The sequence below is a fragment of the Mangrovimonas aestuarii genome (genome assembly GCF_028767185.1).
Taxonomy (GTDB): domain Bacteria; phylum Bacteroidota; class Bacteroidia; order Flavobacteriales; family Flavobacteriaceae; genus Mangrovimonas_B; species Mangrovimonas_B aestuarii.
The window spans coordinates 254,557-271,469 of sequence record NZ_JARACK010000002.1; the positions used below are offsets into that span (position 1 = coordinate 254,557).

Sequence of the window (16,913 nt, forward strand, 5' to 3'; positions counted from 1 at the left end):
TAATATATAACTAAGAACATTGCTTTTAGTTCCATTAATGTTTTATACGTTTATACCATCAAAAGATTAAAAAACACCTTACTGTAGGAAATAACATTTGAGGAGTTCATACCAAAATATCAACAACTTAAAGTTTAATTTAGAAGGCTAGTTTCTTATTGGATTAATAACCTGTTATCAACCCAAATGGTGTTATTGGTGATAAATAGATTTTTCTATATGTTGTTTTGCAAGGTTAGTTAGTGAGGGAGCGTAGTATTTACAGGATTAAAAAGGCATGGTTTCGGTAACGGTTTTTATTGTTTTTTTGTTCTCTACTGTTATTTCAGAACCTTCTGCAAGCATTACAGAAGTAGGTGTTAGTGAATTCATAAATTCAAATTCATTGCCATAAACAAGACCGAAATCCACCTTGATTTCATGATTTTCTACTTGGTAGACCATCCATTTAGGATGCGTTACTTCATATTCATTTGATTTGTGTTCGTTAACTTTTGCATATCCCCAATAATGTTCTGTGATAAATTCTGTTTCGCTGTTGGGATTTATTTCGAACATGTCTGTGCTAGACTGGATTTTAATAAAATTTTCAATTCCTGACTTTTCCCATTTGTATTCAACTGTTCTTTTACTTTCTGTTTTACTCCAATTATGAGACATAGGCATGGTTTCATAATTTTCGTTATAAACCGTGTTAGCAACAAAAGTTAAAGCTCGTTTTGGAACAATTTCCTTCACAAAAACAACGCCTCTTTTCCACTCTCCTTTATCATATCGTTTTACATAAAACCTTAAATTCACTTCTTCAAAGTTTATATGGTAAGGTACTTTTACTCCTAGTAATTTGGTGTTTTTAAACATAAATCCTACTAAACTCACAAAACAATGTCCTTCCCACAAGTCTAATTCAGTACCGGCAGGAACGTATTTGTTAAGAACGGTTTTGTCAACAATGTAATTAGCAATGGCAAGTTTTCTCCATTCTGCTATTAGAAAGCTCATATTTTTTAGGGGTATAAACTATAAAAAAGGGTAATGCGTAAATATATTTTTGTTTCTGTGTGTCAATCTGCTCAATTTATTAAATAAATTTAATTGTGAGAAATGTAATGAATTGAGTTGTCCTTGAAGGTTTCAACAGTCTCACTTTAGTAGCGATTAAATCCTCAACACCCCACGAAATCCCCTGGCAGCGTAATAGCTTTCGGCACCGTTGTGGTATACAAAAACGTGATTATATCTAAAATCGGAAAAAAGGGCACCACCAAGTTTTCGGATATCTGCAGGTGTTTTTATCCAGCTGGAGGTTTTGGTGTCAAAATTCCCAAATGTCTGTAATTTGCGATATTGCTCTTCATTTAAAATTTCAATACCTATTGCTTTGGCCAAATCAAGAGCGTTGTGGTCGGGTTTGTGTTTTTTTCTTGATTCTAGGGCTTCTATGTCGTAGCAGCAGCTTCGTCTCCCTTTAGGACTTTCTTGTGAGCAATCATAAAAAATATATTCACCGGTTTCTTTATCGAAATCAACAACGTCAGGTTCTCCACCCGTTTTTTCCATTTCGTTAAGTGACCATAATTTGTTAGGGTTTGCTTTAAGTTTTTCTTCAACTCCATGCCAATCCAAGCCTTTATGACGATTCATGTTCTCTGTAAATCGGTTTTTTAATATTTTGAGTATATCGGTTTGTTCTTGTGGGGATAAATTCATGTAAATAGTAAATGTGTTTGGTTATAGATCCAATTAATGCATCGAAAAAATACAGTATTTGTTTATGGTTTTCCTTCCCAAGGTCCGTTTTTGGTGATCGGGAAAAAGGGCTTTTCATCGTTCTCTTTGGCTTGAGGAGCGTAACGAAATAGACCTTTCCACCCTCCAAGCCAAAATCGTCCCTGATTGTCCTCAAGTATGCTTATAATTCCATTAGACCCAAGACCATCTTTTTCGCTAAAAAGGTTAAAGTCACTGCCATTGTATCTGTATACACCAACGTTTTCAGCAGCAAACCAAATGTTATCATTTTTATCTCTATACAGGCCGGTCGTTTCAATGCCATCAACTTTACCTTTTTCAGTAAAATTGGTAAATGTTCTACCGTTGTAAAAGCTAATGCCACCAGACATGGTCGCTATCCAGATGTTTCCTTCTTTATCCTCTAAAATTCCGTTAATGTTATTATCGGGCAAGCCATTTTGTTTTGAAAAATGGGTAAAGCTGTTTTCTTGAGAGGAAGGATGGTATTTGTACAAACCCACACCATCTGTACCAAACCAAAGATTCCCTTTTTTGTCTTCGTAAATACATTTTACACGTTTAGGCGAGAGTCCAGAAGTGGTGTCTTTAACCGATATTTTGGGAAGAGGAAATGGTGTGAAGTTTTTACCGTCAAATTGAAATACACCTTCCATAGTTCCCAACCAAAACAAGCCGTTTTTGTCTATTTCAATACTCCAGACTTCATTGTTGATCAAACCTTCTTTTTCGAAATAGTTTACAAATGGCTTGGAATTTAAAGCAGTGTTCTCTGGAACAGAATATTTGCACAGGCCTTTATATGTTGCAATCCATATATTACCAGCTTTATCTGTCGCAATATCATTTACACGACCATCTCCCAAACCGTCCCTTTCACTAAAATACTCTAGTGTATCACCATCAAAGCGTATCGCGCCATAATGATTTGTGCCAAACCAGAGGTTACCTTTTTTATCCTGAAATATTTTCCTGATCCAATAACAGAGTTGTCCATTGTAGTGAAATTCTCCTATTGAGGGTATTGGAGCAGGGAGCTCTGTTATAAAGTTAAAAGTTTGTTCTTGGGGTTTAGAACCCTTTAGGGGTATTGTATCCAGTTTTAAAGCTTCTTTTTTAAGTACACTTCTTTTATCTTGGTTGTTGCAGGATATGGTTAATAATGATGTTATTGATAAAAAGACAACATAGTGTAAGGGAATTCTAGGTGATTTTTTATTGAATGTTTTTATATAAGATTTCATATCAATTATTTCAGATTTTTTGGAGTTATGAGCCACAATCTTTTTTGTAGTGTTAAATTTATAGAACTAAAAGATATTTGCAACCATTAATATAAATAACTCTATCTCATGTTAAACGCTATTTTTTTGTTTTATTAACAGCGTGAATATCTAAGAAAAATGCCAATTGATAAATGAGTTTTTATGATGATAAATATCATTTTTTAATGATTATTTAAGAGGTATTTTTAGGCTACTAAAAAATAAAAAAATGGAGGCTCATTTAATAACCCATTCAGATTTGCATTTTGAACATATACTTTGGAGAAAGGAAATTGATTTTTGGAAAGATGAGATTAAATCATTTCAAAAGCGGCTGGATGAGTTGGTAAGCCGCTGGACGGATGAAATGGTATTGGCAGAATTAGGACAATATCAAAATAACTTTACCATTCATAACAACAAAATAGAAGAGTTTAAGGAAGCTATAGATGCTCATGAGCACAACATCTCCAAGCAATATGAAAGCCAGCACGAGGCTATGGATAGAGTGTATGTAGAAAGACATAAACAATTAAGAACGGATTTGGAGACACAACGCCATATATACAACGATCTCAAAAAGCGATTTTTTGATTTTCTTTCAAAATATATGTGAATTATTATCAGTTGATTAAGCGGCTATCTAAGACTATTGCTTGATTGTGTAGTACATCTATTGCTTTACCTTTAACTGTAAATTTAAGGAAGTATTAGTCGTGCAAACCAACCATGCACAACAAGAAGTTCTAGATAGCCGTGTTTTATTATCACTGTTTTCTAGGTAGTTAACGATTATACTATTTAAAAGATTTACAGCTTTACAAGAATTCCAACAATCCCGTTTAAAAACAATATATTTGTCACTAACAACTTTCCGTTTTTGCATCACTACCATGATAGAAGAATTACAACAGCAGTTTGGTTTTTTATTCGAGGCACCCCTTATTCAGGAAATTAACGCTTCAGGAACTTACAAAGAAGTTAAGGCAGGCCAAACTCTTATTGATATTGGAGAGCCTATTAAGTCTATTCCATTGTTGCTTTCTGGAGCCATAAAAATACTCAGGGAAGACGAAAAGGGAGATGAGTTGGTGTTGTATTTTATTGAACGTGGAGATACTTGTGCGATGACTTTGTCATGCTGTATGGGAAACAAAAAAAGTGAAATTCGTGCCGCGGCCGAAACAGATGCAAAATTGATTATGGTTCCTGTTGAGAAAATGGGGGAGTGGATGGGGAAGTATCAAAGTTGGCAGTCGTTTATTTTACAGAGTTATCACGATAGAATGAGTGAGATGCTGGAATCCATAGACACTATTGCTTTTCTTAAAATGGACGAACGTATTTTAAAATATCTTCGAGACAAAGCGATGGTAAACCATAATGATATTATACAGGTAACTCATCAAGAGATTGCCTTCGACTTGCATACTTCCAGAGTAGTCGTTTCAAGAATTCTTAAATCCCTTGAAAAGGATGGTAAAATAGAATTGTACAGAAACAGTATAAAAGTATTGTCACTTTAGTTTTGTTACAAAAGTTACCTAGCAAGTGCAAAATGAACACTAGTTTTGTCGTCTAAAATCTAATTATGGATATTTTTCAAATACTAGGTTATGTAGGCGCATTGTGTATAGGTGTTGTTTTGGGATTAAGTGGAGGAGGAGGTTCTATTCTTACTGTACCAATTTTAGTATACTTATTTTTTATAAACCCTGTTACAGCAACTGCATACTCTCTGTTTGTAGTGGGGACAACTGCTTTGGTTGGGGCTTTACGTAATATTCAAAAAGGGATGGTAGATTTGAGAACGGCCTTGATTTTTGCCCTTCCAGCTTTTATTTCTGTTTACGCTACACGAAGGTTTATAGTACCTGCCATTCCTGAAAGTCTGGGAACTATAGCTGGTTTTGATATATCCAAAGACATTGCTATCATGATCTTTTTCGCATTCATCATGTTTGTGGCGTCACTATCAATGATTCGTAATAAATCCAACCAAGAGGAAGAAAACCATAAAGTGGAGTACAATTATCCACTTATTATTGCCGAAGGGTTAATAGTGGGTGTCCTTACTGGCGTTGTTGGTGCTGGAGGCGGTTTTTTAATTATCCCAGCTTTGGTTTTGTTGGCTAAATTACCAATGAAAAAAGCTGTTGCAACCTCATTGCTAATTATTGCTATTAATTCATTAATAGGGTTTACCGGAGACCTGGAGACCCTTAAGGTAGATTGGATTTTTCTCTTAGGATTTACAGCACTATCTGTAGTGGGGATTTTCTTTGGAATTTATCTCTCTAAATTTATTGATGGTAAAAAACTAAAAAAGGCCTTTGGGTGGTTTGTACTACTTATGGCCGTTTATATCCTTTATAAGGAGTTAACTATGTAGTTACCGTTGTTTAACTGTAACCCAGGTTACCTAAGGACATTGAATAAAGTCTTATTTTTGTAATGAATTTTAAATGAACAATACGATGAAACATCCCTCTAAATGTTTAGGCTTAAAAAATAATTATTAAGAGGATGTTACATGTGACTAATAGAAACACTAAATATATACACATGAAAGTAGATCAAATATATACCGGATGTTTAGCGCAAGGCGCTTATTATATTGAAAGTAAAGGAGAAGTAGCAATTATAGATCCTTTACGTGAAGTACAACCTTATATTGACCGTGCTGAAAAGGAAGGAGGGAAGATTAAATATATTTTCGAAACTCATTTTCATGCCGATTTCGTTAGTGGTCATGTTACCCTATCAAAATTAACTGGAGCCCCTATTGTTTATGGTCCAACAGCCAATCCTTCTTTCGATGCAATTATCGCTACAGATGGACAGGAGTTTAAACTTGGTGATGTTACAATTATAGCATTGCATACCCCAGGGCATACTATGGAAAGTACCACTTATTTGTTACGTGATGAAAATGGGAAAGACCATGCCATTTTCAGTGGGGATACTTTGTTCTTAGGTGATGTAGGTCGTCCAGATTTGGCTCAAAAGGCTGCCCATATGACCCAAGAACAATTGGCAGGTACACTTTACGATAGCTTACGTACCAAGATTATGCCTTTAGCAGACGATGTGACTGTTTATCCAGCACATGGCGCTGGATCAGCTTGTGGTAAGAACATGATGAAGGAAACCGTTGATACTCTGGGCAATCAAAAGAAAATGAACTATGCTCTTAGAGCAGATATGACTAAGGAAGAATTTATTGCCGAAGTAACCGATGGGCTTGCACCACCACCACAATACTTCCCATTGAACGTAAAAATGAACAAGGAAGGATACGAAGATATCGATGCTATTTTAGAGCGTGGTACCCGTGCGTTATCGCCAAACGAGTTTGAGGCTGCTGCTAATGAAACCGGAGCTATAATATTGGATGTTCGTCATCAAAACGAGTTTGTTAAAGGACATATTCCAAGATCTATTTTTATTGGTCTTGACGGAGGTTTTGCACCTTGGGTAGGTGCCTTAATAGCCGATGTAGAACAACCTATTCTTTTGGTAACTGGTGAAGGTCGTGAGGAAGAAGCAGTGACCCGTTTATCTCGTGTTGGATTCGATAAAACTTTAGGATATTTAAAAGGAGGTTTCGAAGCTTGGAAGAACGATGGTAAAGAATACGATACCTTGTCTTCTATCGATGCAACCGAATTCAAAGCACGTTTAGAAGCCGAAAATGTTCCTGTATTCGATGTTAGAAAAGATGGAGAGTTCAAGGCTGAGCATATTGCAGATGCGCACCACACACCTCTTGATTTCTTAAATGACCATTTGGCAGAATTCCCAGAAGATAAAACATTCTATGTACACTGTGCTGGAGGATATCGCTCTGTGATTGCTGCTTCAATACTTAAGAGCCGTGGTATCCATAATTTAGTCGATGTTGCAGGAGGAATGAAAGCCATTCGTGAATCAGGTATCCCGTTAACAGATTACGTTTGTCCTTCAACTTTAAAATAAAAAGAATAGAATCTCATATTATTAAAAGCGACCATTAGGGTCGCTTTTTTTTTGTAACAAGAGTTACGGTACAAATTATAAAAACAGTGTAATTTTGTGTAAGACATAAACGAAATGAGTAGTTTTTCAGATATAATAAATCAAAACAAACCCGTGTTAATAGACTTTTTCGCAGAATGGTGTGGTCCTTGTAAAATGATGTCTCCTATTCTTAAAGAAGTTAAAGAAAGCTTGGGAGATAAAGTGGCTATCATTAAGATTGATGTTGATAAAAATCAATCGCTTGCAGCAAAGTACCAGGTTAGGGGAGTTCCAACCTTAATGCTTTTTAAAAATGGGCAGCAGCTTTGGAGACAATCTGGTGTATTGCAAAAAAATGAATTGATACAACTGGTAAATAATCATAGTTAAGTTTTAATTTAGATTTGGTTGAGCCTCCTACGGGAGGCTTTTTTTGATATTAACAGGAACAAGAATAATAAGAGTATTCCTATATTTAACCAAGAATAAATCTATGTTTGAGAAAGAATAAAAATTAACGAACAATTGTTCCCAAAATATGAGCAAAATATTATTTAAGGAAACACAAGGGTTTAGACAATGGTGGATTTGGATTATACATTTTGTTTTAGGCCTTGTTTTCGTATACATTATTTACAAGCAACTTATTTTACATGAAGTTGTCGGTGATAATCCTGCATCTGATTTTGTTGTTATTATAAATACTTTTCTGGTGTTAGGCTCTGCAGTTTTGTTTAAGGTAATGAAATTATCGACCGAGATATATCAAGAAAGAATTGTTTGGAGCTTTTATCCTTTTGTTAGGAAGAAGGAACTTTATTGGGAACAAATACAAACGGCAGAGGTAATTGATTATGGTTTTGTAGGAGGTTGGGGGATTCGCTTATTGACTAAATATGGCACAGTTTATAACACCTCCGGTAAAACAGGATTAGCGCTACAAACTAAGTCAGGTAAAAAGTTTTTGATTGGTACCCAAAAATGTGAGGAGTTAAAGCGAGTTATACGAAAATGTCTAAGTAATATAACTGAGGAAATTCAAAATAAATGAGGAAATTATTGTTTCTAGCAATTATATTATTGACAATTAAAAGTTATGGTCAAGATTTTGAGTTAAGGAAAACACCTTATGTTTGCAGTATTATTGTTTATAAAAACGGAGAGACCAAATTAGGTTTTTTGAAAATGAACGATTCAGCTTTCGATCCTAGGTTTAAAATTAGTGAAAGTGAGAAGGCTCAAAAAATAGATATAGATGAAATAGATATAATTATTACTGATCCATTCGAAGAAACACCCAGGATTTTCCAGTACCTAGATAATGACCAAAACAGATTTAAAATGTTTGTTGAATTGGTTTATAAAGATGAAATAAGTATTTATTTAAGACTTTCAAATGATCTTAATTTATTTTACTCGGAATTTGATAGAACCACAGGAATGGAAATGATGAATGCAATGAGAAGATGGGGAAATCCTGCTAGAATAAGTCTGTCTAATGGGCGTGTTGAAATGAGTCCTAGCTCAATCTCATCTCCAATTGTTAACCCTAGTTTAACTCAAACTAATGTGTTGCCCGATGGAAGAGAAATTGAAATTCCAGGAGGATTTAGTGGATTTTATGGGTTTAATAATTCTTTTGTCCCAAAATTATCTGGAGTTGGATATTACCTATTCAAGGCACCGGAAAACAAATTAATAACAATTAGATCACATAAAAAGTTCATCAAAAAATCAATGTCTTATTTTGAAGATTGTCCTGAGTTTGTTGAAGCTTTTAAGCATGAGGAGATTACCTTGAATGATCTGATAGCTTTTATTGAAGTATATAAAAGTACATGCTTTAACAATGAGAAGTAAAAAAAATCCCCATCAAATTCGATGGGGATTTTGTTTTATCAAGTTATCCGTGAGATTAGTTTTCTGTAGATAGATTTTTCATTTCATCTTCTATCATACCATAGAATTGATCAATTTTAGGTAGGATTACAATACGGGTACGTCTGTTTTTGGCTTTTCCTTCACGGGTGTCGTTGCTGTCTACTGGGATGTATTCACTACGTCCAGCAGCAGTCATACGCTTAGGGTCTACGTTAAACTCGTCTTGAAGTATTCTAACAACTGAAGTTGCTCTTAGTACACTTAAATCCCAGTTGTCTTTAATTGCTGCAGTTTTAATAGGATCTGTATCTGTATGGCCCTCTACCAAAAATTCAAAATCAGGTTTGTTGTTTACTACAGTAGCTACTTTTCCAAGTACTTCGTGAGCACGGCTAGTTACTCTTGTACTTCCACTAGCGAATAATAATTTATCAGAAATGTTTACATATACTACACCTTTTTCAACACTAATGTTAATGTCTTCGTCGTCAAGATTACCTAATACGCCTTTTAAGCTAGATACCAAAGCAAGGTTAACAGAGTCACGACGTGTTACAGCATCTTGAAGTTTACGGATAGTTAAGTCCTTTTCACGAAGGCTTTCCAATGATTTTTCTAAGTTCTCAGCTCCTTTGGTTGTAAGAGTTGTCAAATTTCCCATATTATTGATAAGCTCCTGGTTGTTGGCTTTCAATAAATCATTCTGGTCTTTTAAGGCTTTTGATGTAGCCGTTAGTGAAGCCTTTTCTTCTAAACAGCTGTTCAGCTTAACGGTGGCAGAATTTAAAAGATCTTGGGTTTCTTTTTGTTTAGCCTCAAGATCTGCGAATTGTTTTTTAGATACACATGAACTTAAAACTAAAGCACTTCCTATACTAAGTAAAATAAGTTTTTTCATAATAGATGCTTTTCTTGTATTATTTTGTTAGCATCCCAAAAGTATAGAAAAAATAAGAGTTTTAAATGCTGTTAACAAAACTTTTATACGCCATTTCCTAATTGTCTGTATGTGTGATTTCTGCTAATAAAGTAGGCCCACACCACAGATGAAATTTTGTAATGTTTTACCTTCTGTTGTAAATGTTTTCTTTGTTTGACGAGAGAGGGTAGGTGTCCATAAAAACTAAAATGAGCCTTAAGTATGGCAAATATATGCGAGAACTTTAGTTGCGTTAAGAATTGTATTGCCGCCAAACCATCTAGTATTAGTCTAACTAGAATAATACCAAAAACAGGGCTCTTGCTGTTTTTTATTAGAGTAAATAAACTATTCCTAAAATTTAGGAATGTCTTTTTGGGGTTTGAGGCTTTTAAAGTAGCCCCTCCAACATGGTATACGGTGGATGCCCCCTGATACATCACTTTAAAACCTAAATTCTGTACCCGCCAGCATAAATCAATTTCTTCCATATGGGCAAAGAACGATTCGTCAAAACCGTTGGCTTTAAAGAATACTTCTTTCCTGATAAATAAGCAGGCACCACTAGCCCAAAATACTTCTGAACAATCGTTATATTGCCCTTGGTCTTTTTCCAGAGTTGTGAAAATACGGCCCCTGCAAAAAGGGTATCCATATTTGTCAATAAATCCTCCAGCGGCTCCAGCGTATTCAAAACGATCTTTCTGTTTATAATCTAATATTTTAGGTTGAACTATTGCTGTTTTAGGGGCATCTTGAAATGTTTGTTTAATAGGTTCAAGCCAATTTGGGGTTACTTCTACATCACTGTTAAGTAAGCATAAAATATCGGCATTTACATGTTTTAGAGCATCGTTGTAGCCTTTGGCAAAACCACCGTTTTCCTTGTTCTGTATAATATGAACGTTAGGATAATGTTTTTGAACAAACTGAACCGAATCGTCAGTAGAAGCATTATCTGCAACATAGATATCGGCATCTTGTGAATTTGCTACTACCGAAGGTAAAAACTGCTCTAAAAGCGTTTTTCCGTTCCAATTCAATACAATAATAGCTATCTTCATTAGGCTTCAGTATTTTCGTAGTTAGGAATATCCCTTAAAAAAACATATTGTTCCCCTTCGGTATCCATTTGGCAATAATAATGGCTTAAACCGTTAGTTATCATTAGATAGTCTGCATCGAGCGTCATGTTATAACGTGCAATCTGATCAAAAGTATCTTGACTAATATTCACTTTAGGCGCTTTACATTCTACAATCAGATTAATGCTGCCATCAGGATGGTATACCACAATATCATAACGTTTTTTAAGATTGTTCACTTTTAGCTCTTTTTCTACATTAATAAGTGAAACAGGGTAATTTTTGTGGTGGATAAGATATTCAACACAGTGCTGACGCACCCATTCTTCGGGTTGAAGTACCACGAACTTTTTGCGGATACGATCGAAAATAAGAACTTTATTTTCGCTATTTTTGAATCGGAACTCGAACTTTGGAAAGTGAAGTGCTTGCATGCATATTTTGTATGTCCCAAAGTTAAGCCTACGGAAGTAAATTCCAAATTCCGGTTCTATTTTTTAATACCCTGTAACACGACAAACGCATAACGATTTGGACGAGGTAAAACAACTTGTATCAGACATTAAAAGAGGTAACCTTAAACCCATTTATTTTTTGATGGGAGAGGAGCCTTATTATATTGACAGGATTTCTGAATTTATCGAAGACAATGTCCTTGATGAATCGGAAAAAGGGTTCAATCAAATGGTTATGTATGGCAGGGATGTTTCCATAGAGGATATTGTTGGACAAGCCAAACGCTTTCCTATGATGGCCGAGCGTCAGGTGGTTATTGTCAAGGAAGCACAGGATTTGTCACGTACCATTGAGAGGCTTTCGGATTATGCTGCTAATCCACAACCTTCAACGGTATTAGTACTGAACTATAAGTACAAGAAAATTGACAAACGAAAGGCTTTGTATAAAACAATTAAAAAGTCAGGTGTTGTTTTCGAGAGTAAAAAGCTTTATGAAAACCAAATAGGCGATTGGATTGGTAGAGTGCTAAAAGGTAAAAATTATGGTATTTCTCCCAAGGCAGCACAAATGTTAGTGGAGTTTTTGGGAACAGATTTAAGCAAGATAAATAACGAATTGGAAAAACTCCAGATTATTTTACCTCAAGGGACTACAATTACACCAGAACATATTGAGGAAAACATTGGTATTAGTAAGGACTTTAATAATTTTGAGCTTCGCAAGGCCATTGGTGCTCGTGATGAGGTTAAAGCTTATAAGATTGTAAATTATTTTGCTGAAAACCCAAAGGATAATCCTATGGTGATGACCGTTTCACTCCTGTTTAGTTTTTTCTCCCAATTATTGCAGTTGCATGGTTTAAAAGATCACAATCCTAAAAATGTAGCATCAGCTTTAAAGATCAACCCTTTTTTTGTAAGTGAATATACTACAGCAGCTAGAAACTTTCCCATGAAGAAAGTGAGTGCAGCAGTTGCTACCTTACGGGAATTTGATGTGAAGAGTAAAGGTGTTGGAGCGCAAAATATCCCCCAAGGGGATTTACTTAAGGAAATGTTGGTTAAAATTTTCTCGTAACCTCATAATGGCTACGGATTAATCGCCGTACATAGATTAATCTAACGACACCAATACCTAAAAGGAACGGTGAAATGCAGATTAGTATAATACCAAAGGCTTTAACTTCTGAAAACATCTCCAATTTTATAATGGTAATCCCAGTACCAAGGAATACAATTGCTGTTCTAAAATATGAGAGAAACGTACGTTCGTTAGATAACCTTGTACGTTCTATGGCTAGCCAATCGCGCGTAATAAGATGTTGTTTGGTGATTTTCTTTTTTCTTCTTTTTCTAATCATTATTCCCTCTTAAAAGATTTATACTTATGGTGGCCAGTTCATTATTTGGGAAAGTAGTGAAGTACTCTTCTACTTGATATAATCCAGCTTCTTTTGCTATGGTATTGAATACTTCAACTTCTACAATGTATTGATCAGAATATCCATGAGTAGCATCGTAGGCTGTTACAGCTGTACGACCTAAATTGTCAGCGCAAATGGTTGGAGGAATGGTATGCAGCTCAATAATTAATAAACCGAATTGAGACACATAGGGTTTCCACTTTTGTAAGTGCTCTAAAAGGGAATCCTCTACCAAGTTATTACTCAATCTTTCACCTCTACTAGTATATGCCCCTGTAGAATTACTTACTCTGTCGCTTGGATTTTTAGGTTGTTCCCAAATTCTATTGTGATCTAAAAAGGTTCTAACATTTAAAAGGTCGTTCAGTTCTATGTTGTAATCTTCTTTAAGATCATTGGCTAAAGCCTCAGGATTACCAATATCCCCCCATATAACTTTGGCCCAAATATCGGCGTTAATCAAGTTGGCACGAGTTACTCGAAGAGCAGCTTCATTAAAATCGGCTCCAACTAAAAATAAAGGGTGTTCTTCTAAATGTTTTCCACGATGAGTTTGGTGTTCAATAACTTCAAAAATATGTTGTAGAAAAGCCCCGTTGCCGCAACCCATATCCAGAATACCTTTAGGCTGGTCTTCGATTGGTTTGTTAAAGATTTCTATGATGATACTATCTACTACCTTAAAATAAGTGGAATGAGCCCCACCGCTTCCCCAAACATTCATTTCACGGTGTACATGTTTTTCAGTTTCGTAGGGAGAACTTGTTTTTAAAATAGTGGCATCGCCAAAAATGAGCTCATCAAGTTTTACAAAAGTAGGTAAGTAAGATACTGTTACACCGTAAGCTGTTGCACGTTTGGCAAAATAAAGACCTTTATCTGTGAATTGATAGGTTTCCCGCTTTTTGATGAACCATCCCAAATGGGTCAGGAAATCCAGTATTTTTTTGAAACTTTCAGGGTCTCTATGATATTCTTGTGCTCTAAAAGAGGCTTCCATAAAGTATTTATGAAAGAGTCCGTTAACTCCCAAAAGTACAATTATTGGAGCGGCAATTACACCTTCAATATGTTTTAATATTTGAAATGATATAGGATTGGAGTCGATATCATTTAACCCGAATTGTAATTCAAACTGTTTAAAGACTTTTTCTAAAGCATTAAAGGCATCTGGGCCAATGCTTCGCGTTTCTGGATACTTAACAGCATGATTTAAAAGATTAACAGCTGCTTCGTATTTGGGTACCAATTCAAATGCAGTTTGACTCTTTTCATTGGTTTCATAGATGACTGTATTTTTCTTATTGTCTATATGTTGAACGAGCCATCCTTGAGAGCATAAAATTCTTAAGGCAATATTTAAATACCCTTCATTGGCATTAAACTGCTTGGACAAGTCGGTAATAGATACCTTTTTGTGCTCCAATAAGTAATCAAAAACGCTGTGATTGTATAGTGTGAAAGCTGTAGTAGCTGTCGCTATTCCGTCGAGATGACGGAAAATGGTAGAGCGAAATTCTCCTTTCTGTTTTTTTGATAGCATAGTCTCTAACTGTTTGTATATAAATATAAAAAAAACCTTTCAAGGTTGCCCTGAAAGGTTTTTATATCTCAGTTAGATTTTGGTTATGTTACATCAATGCAGGAAAACTAGTTGGGTTAGTTTCGTGCATTATGGCGTAAACTGCTTCAAAAACATCTTCAGCAGATGGTTTAGAGAAGTAGTCTCCATCAGTACCATAAGCTGGTCTGTGCGCTTTAGCAGCCATAGTAACTGGCTGGCTATCCAAGTGTTTGTATGCTTGTTGTGTATTTACAATTTCGTTAAGGATATATGCTGAAGCTCCTCCAGGAACATCTTCGTCAATAATCATCAAGCGATTGGTTATTGCTACACTCTTAACGATATCATGGTTGATGTCGAATGGTAATAATGATTGAATATCGATTATTTCAGCATTAATACCCACTTCCTGTAGTTCCTTAGCGGCTTGTTCTACAATACGAAGTGTAGAACCATAAGATACCAAAGTAATATCAGTTCCTTCCTTAATAGTTTCAACAACCCCAATTGGTGTTTTGAATTCACCCATATTATTAGGTAGTTTTTCCTTAAGACGATAACCGTTCAAGCACTCAACAATAAGAGCTGGTTCATCACCTTCTAAAAGCGTGTTGTAGAATCCTGCAGCTTTAGTCATGTTTCTAGGGACTAACACATGCATACCACGAACAAGGTTGATTACACCTCCCATAGGGGATCCAGAGTGCCAGATTCCTTCTAGTCTGTGACCACGTGTACGAACAATTAAAGGAGCTTTTTGACGTCCTTTTGTTCTGTAATGAAGTGTAGCCAAATCGTCGCTCATTATCTGAAGGGCATACAGAATGTAGTCTAAATATTGAATCTCTGCAATTGGCCTAAGGCCTCTCATGGCCATTCCAATACCCTGTCCTAAGATTGTTGCTTCACGGATACCGGCATCGGCAACACGAAGTTCACCATACTTTTCCTGAAGTCCTTCAAGCCCTTGGTTAACGTCTCCAATGTTACCTGAATCTTCACCAAATATTAAAGCTTCCGGATGCTTAGAGAAAATAGCGTCGAAGTTGTCACGCATGATAATACGTCCATCCACGTCTTCAGCATTGTCATCATAAGTAGGAGCAGTGGCTTTAACATTTTGAGTGGCCTTGGCAGACTCACTTAATAAATGTGAGCTATATTTTGGTTGAATGGCTTCAAAGTAGTTATTAATCCAGTCAACAAGTTGTTGTTTTTCTGAAGATCTTTCGTTCACTAAATAGCGCATCACTTTTCTAGCAGTAGACAAAATGTCTCTGCGTATCGGCTCAGCAATGCTTTCTAAGTCGTTTTTCAACTTAGTGATGAATGCTTTGTTTGCACTTGAATTAGCAACTGTTTCCAATAGTGAAACTAATTCACTTCTTTCAGCTAAAATAGGATTTATAAAAGCCGACCAAGCCGATTTTTTACCGTCGCGAACTGCTTTTTTGATATCCTTTTCCATTGCTTTCAATTCCTCATCTGTAGCAATGTTGTTGGAGATCATCCACTCACGCATTTTTACGTTACAGTCGTATTCAGCTTCCCAAGCCAATCGGTCTTTATCTTTATAACGTTCGTGAGAACCAGAGGTAGAGTGCCCTTGTGGTTGCGTACATTCTAAAACGTGAATTAATACAGGTATATGCTCTTCACGTGCAATTTTAGATGCTTTTTCGTAAGTCTCTACCAAAGCAGCGTAATCCCAAGCGTTAACACGTAGTATTTCGTAACCGTTTCCAGTTTCATCACGTTGGAACCCTTTTAATATTTCTGATATGTTTTCTTTAGTAGTTTGGTGCTTGGCATGAACGGAAATTCCGTATTCATCATCCCAAACGCTCATTACCATAGGCACTTGTAATACGCCTGCAGCATTAATAGTTTCGAAGAACAGGCCTTCACTGGTACTGGCATTTCCTATAGTACCCCAAGCCACTTCATTCCCTTTTTGGGAAAAGTTGGTTGTATCTATACCTTCAACGTTTCTATATATTTTCGAAGCTTGCGCCAATCCCAATAAACGAGGCATTTGCCCAGCAGTAGGAGAGATGTCAGAACTTGAGTTTTTCTGTTTGGTTAAGTCTTTCCAGTTTCCGTTTTCGTCTAAGCTATGAGTTGCAAAGTGACCACCCATTTGTCTTCCGGCAGACATTGGCTCGATGGCTAAATCGGTATTAGCGTATAAACCTGAGAAAAACTGTTCGATCGTAAACGCTCCAATGGCCATCATAAAGGTTTGGTCGCGGTAGTAACCCGATCGAAAATCTCCATTTTTAAAAGCTTTGGCCAAAGCTAATTGAGGAACTTCCTTTCCGTCACCAAATATTCCAAACTTGGCCTTACCTGTGAGTACCTCTCGGCGCCCCAGTAAACTGCATTCTCTACTGGTAACCGCTATTTTATAGTCGTTTAAAACCTCTGTTTTAAAGTCATCAAAAGACATTTCCTTTTTCAAGTTGGGTGTTGTTTGCATATGTAATTTTCTAACTAAGGTCACAAATTTAGTCAAACTTTATGGGTTTTACAATTCCAAGTAAGAATTAGGATTGTGACATTCGTA

At 35.9% G+C, this 16,913-nt stretch carries 17 protein-coding genes; 8 read left to right on the top strand and 9 right to left on the bottom strand.

All coding sequences use genetic code 11. The features are described 5' to 3' along the window. Positions 1-267 precede the first annotated feature (267 nt). From PWU04_RS03960 to PWU04_RS03970, 3 genes are all read right to left on the bottom strand, one after another. Positions 268-1,002 (bottom strand): YqjF family protein, encoded by a 735-nt coding sequence (locus PWU04_RS03960; protein ID WP_274474515.1) that lies wholly within the window; start codon positions 1,000-1,002, stop codon positions 268-270. A 156-nt stretch (positions 1,003-1,158) separates the two neighbouring features. Further along, positions 1,159-1,710 carry a DUF4256 domain-containing protein gene (locus PWU04_RS03965; protein WP_274474516.1) on the bottom strand — a complete coding sequence of 184 codons (552 nt, stop codon included), beginning with the start codon at positions 1,708-1,710 and terminating at the stop codon, positions 1,159-1,161. Between the two features lie 62 nt (positions 1,711-1,772). Next, complete coding sequence (locus PWU04_RS03970; protein WP_274474517.1) at positions 1,773-2,996, bottom strand: ligand-binding sensor domain-containing protein; 1,224 nt, start codon at positions 2,994-2,996, stop codon at positions 1,773-1,775. Positions 2,997-3,246: 250 nt separating this feature from the next. Here PWU04_RS03970 and PWU04_RS03975 point away from each other — a divergent pair, with 250 nt between their 5' ends. The 7 genes from PWU04_RS03975 (at position 3,247) to PWU04_RS04005 (ending at position 8,876) form a co-directional block, all read left to right on the top strand. After that, positions 3,247-3,633: a hypothetical protein gene (locus PWU04_RS03975; RefSeq protein ID WP_274474518.1), complete on the top strand. Its 387-nt coding sequence runs from the start codon at positions 3,247-3,249 to the stop codon at positions 3,631-3,633. 277 nt (positions 3,634-3,910) lie between these two features. Next, on the top strand, positions 3,911-4,543 hold the full coding sequence (locus tag PWU04_RS03980) for a Crp/Fnr family transcriptional regulator (RefSeq protein ID WP_274474673.1): 633 nt from the start codon (positions 3,911-3,913) through the stop codon (positions 4,541-4,543). Positions 4,544-4,608: 65 nt separating this feature from the next. Then, the gene (locus PWU04_RS03985) at positions 4,609-5,409 is read left to right on the top strand and encodes a sulfite exporter TauE/SafE family protein (RefSeq protein WP_274474519.1); all 801 of its coding nucleotides are present in this window, start codon (positions 4,609-4,611) and stop codon (positions 5,407-5,409) included. A 173-nt stretch (positions 5,410-5,582) separates the two neighbouring features. After that, complete coding sequence (locus PWU04_RS03990) at positions 5,583-6,995, top strand: MBL fold metallo-hydrolase (RefSeq protein WP_274474520.1); 1,413 nt, start codon at positions 5,583-5,585, stop codon at positions 6,993-6,995. A gap of 114 nt (positions 6,996-7,109) precedes the next feature. Next, a complete protein-coding gene (gene trxA, locus PWU04_RS03995; protein WP_274474521.1) occupies positions 7,110-7,406 on the top strand; it encodes a thioredoxin in 297 nt (98 codons plus the stop codon). 148 nt (positions 7,407-7,554) lie between these two features. Continuing rightward, positions 7,555-8,067 (top strand): hypothetical protein, encoded by a 513-nt coding sequence (locus PWU04_RS04000; protein WP_274474522.1) that lies wholly within the window; start codon positions 7,555-7,557, stop codon positions 8,065-8,067. Then, entirely contained in the window at positions 8,064-8,876 is an 813-nt protein-coding gene (locus PWU04_RS04005; RefSeq protein ID WP_274474523.1) for a hypothetical protein, read from the top strand. Before PWU04_RS04000 ends, PWU04_RS04005 begins: the two co-directional genes overlap by 4 nt. A 55-nt stretch (positions 8,877-8,931) precedes the next feature. Here the strand turns inward: PWU04_RS04005 and PWU04_RS04010 are convergent, their stop codons facing one another. The 3 genes from PWU04_RS04010 to PWU04_RS04020 all read right to left on the bottom strand — a co-directional run bounded on the left by PWU04_RS04010 (position 8,932) and on the right by PWU04_RS04020 (position 11,335). Continuing rightward, on the bottom strand, positions 8,932-9,795 hold the full coding sequence (locus tag PWU04_RS04010; RefSeq protein ID WP_274474524.1) for an OmpA/MotB family protein: 864 nt from the start codon (positions 9,793-9,795) through the stop codon (positions 8,932-8,934). An 83-nt stretch (positions 9,796-9,878) separates the two neighbouring features. Continuing rightward, positions 9,879-10,880 carry a glycosyltransferase family 2 protein gene (locus PWU04_RS04015; RefSeq protein WP_274474525.1) on the bottom strand — a complete coding sequence of 334 codons (1,002 nt, stop codon included), beginning with the start codon at positions 10,878-10,880 and terminating at the stop codon, positions 9,879-9,881. Then, positions 10,880-11,335 carry a type I restriction enzyme HsdR N-terminal domain-containing protein gene (locus PWU04_RS04020; protein ID WP_274474526.1) on the bottom strand — a complete coding sequence of 152 codons (456 nt, stop codon included), beginning with the start codon at positions 11,333-11,335 and terminating at the stop codon, positions 10,880-10,882. The genes PWU04_RS04015 and PWU04_RS04020 overlap by 1 nt, the downstream gene beginning before the upstream one ends. Before the next feature lie 97 nt (positions 11,336-11,432). Here PWU04_RS04020 and holA point away from each other — a divergent pair, with 97 nt between their 5' ends. Beyond that, the gene (gene holA / locus PWU04_RS04025) at positions 11,433-12,437 is read left to right on the top strand and encodes a DNA polymerase III subunit delta (protein WP_274474527.1); all 1,005 of its coding nucleotides are present in this window, start codon (positions 11,433-11,435) and stop codon (positions 12,435-12,437) included. Here the strand turns inward: holA and PWU04_RS04030 are convergent. The 3 genes from PWU04_RS04030 to PWU04_RS04040 all read right to left on the bottom strand — a co-directional run bounded on the left by PWU04_RS04030 (position 12,421) and on the right by PWU04_RS04040 (position 16,826). Next, a complete protein-coding gene (locus PWU04_RS04030) occupies positions 12,421-12,720 on the bottom strand; it encodes a DUF202 domain-containing protein (RefSeq protein ID WP_274474528.1) in 300 nt (99 codons plus the stop codon). The genes holA and PWU04_RS04030 overlap by 17 nt on opposite strands. Beyond that, complete coding sequence (locus PWU04_RS04035; protein ID WP_274474529.1) at positions 12,713-14,326, bottom strand: class I SAM-dependent methyltransferase; 1,614 nt, start codon at positions 14,324-14,326, stop codon at positions 12,713-12,715. Before PWU04_RS04035 ends, PWU04_RS04030 begins: the two co-directional genes overlap by 8 nt. An 88-nt stretch (positions 14,327-14,414) precedes the next feature. Then, on the bottom strand, positions 14,415-16,826 hold the full coding sequence (locus tag PWU04_RS04040) for an alpha-ketoacid dehydrogenase subunit alpha/beta (RefSeq protein ID WP_274474530.1): 2,412 nt from the start codon (positions 16,824-16,826) through the stop codon (positions 14,415-14,417). Positions 16,827-16,913: the final 87 nt, after the last annotated feature.

Excerpts from the sequence above, each read along its gene's own strand:
- PWU04_RS04030 (WP_274474528.1), bottom strand. The coding sequence starts at position 12,720 with ATGATTAGAAAAAGAAGAAAAAAGAAAATCACCAAACAACATCTTATT.
- PWU04_RS03960 (WP_274474515.1), bottom strand. The coding sequence starts at position 1,002 with ATGAGCTTTCTAATAGCAGAATGGAGAAAACTTGCCATTGCTAATTAC.
- PWU04_RS03965 (WP_274474516.1), bottom strand. The coding sequence starts at position 1,710 with ATGAATTTATCCCCACAAGAACAAACCGATATACTCAAAATATTAAAA.
- PWU04_RS04040 (WP_274474530.1), bottom strand. The coding sequence starts at position 16,826 with ATGCAAACAACACCCAACTTGAAAAAGGAAATGTCTTTTGATGACTTT.
- PWU04_RS04000 (WP_274474522.1), top strand. The coding sequence starts at position 7,555 with ATGAGCAAAATATTATTTAAGGAAACACAAGGGTTTAGACAATGGTGG.
- PWU04_RS04015 (WP_274474525.1), bottom strand. The coding sequence starts at position 10,880 with ATGAAGATAGCTATTATTGTATTGAATTGGAACGGAAAAACGCTTTTA.
- PWU04_RS04010 (WP_274474524.1), bottom strand. The coding sequence starts at position 9,795 with ATGAAAAAACTTATTTTACTTAGTATAGGAAGTGCTTTAGTTTTAAGT.
- PWU04_RS04035 (WP_274474529.1), bottom strand. The coding sequence starts at position 14,326 with ATGCTATCAAAAAAACAGAAAGGAGAATTTCGCTCTACCATTTTCCGT.
- PWU04_RS04005 (WP_274474523.1), top strand. The coding sequence starts at position 8,064 with ATGAGGAAATTATTGTTTCTAGCAATTATATTATTGACAATTAAAAGT.
- PWU04_RS04020 (WP_274474526.1), bottom strand. The coding sequence starts at position 11,335 with ATGCAAGCACTTCACTTTCCAAAGTTCGAGTTCCGATTCAAAAATAGC.
- PWU04_RS03980 (WP_274474673.1), top strand. The coding sequence starts at position 3,911 with ATGATAGAAGAATTACAACAGCAGTTTGGTTTTTTATTCGAGGCACCC.
- PWU04_RS03970 (WP_274474517.1), bottom strand. The coding sequence starts at position 2,996 with ATGAAATCTTATATAAAAACATTCAATAAAAAATCACCTAGAATTCCC.
- PWU04_RS03985 (WP_274474519.1), top strand. The coding sequence starts at position 4,609 with ATGGATATTTTTCAAATACTAGGTTATGTAGGCGCATTGTGTATAGGT.
- trxA (WP_274474521.1), top strand. The coding sequence starts at position 7,110 with ATGAGTAGTTTTTCAGATATAATAAATCAAAACAAACCCGTGTTAATA.
- PWU04_RS03975 (WP_274474518.1), top strand. The coding sequence starts at position 3,247 with ATGGAGGCTCATTTAATAACCCATTCAGATTTGCATTTTGAACATATA.
- PWU04_RS03990 (WP_274474520.1), top strand. The coding sequence starts at position 5,583 with ATGAAAGTAGATCAAATATATACCGGATGTTTAGCGCAAGGCGCTTAT.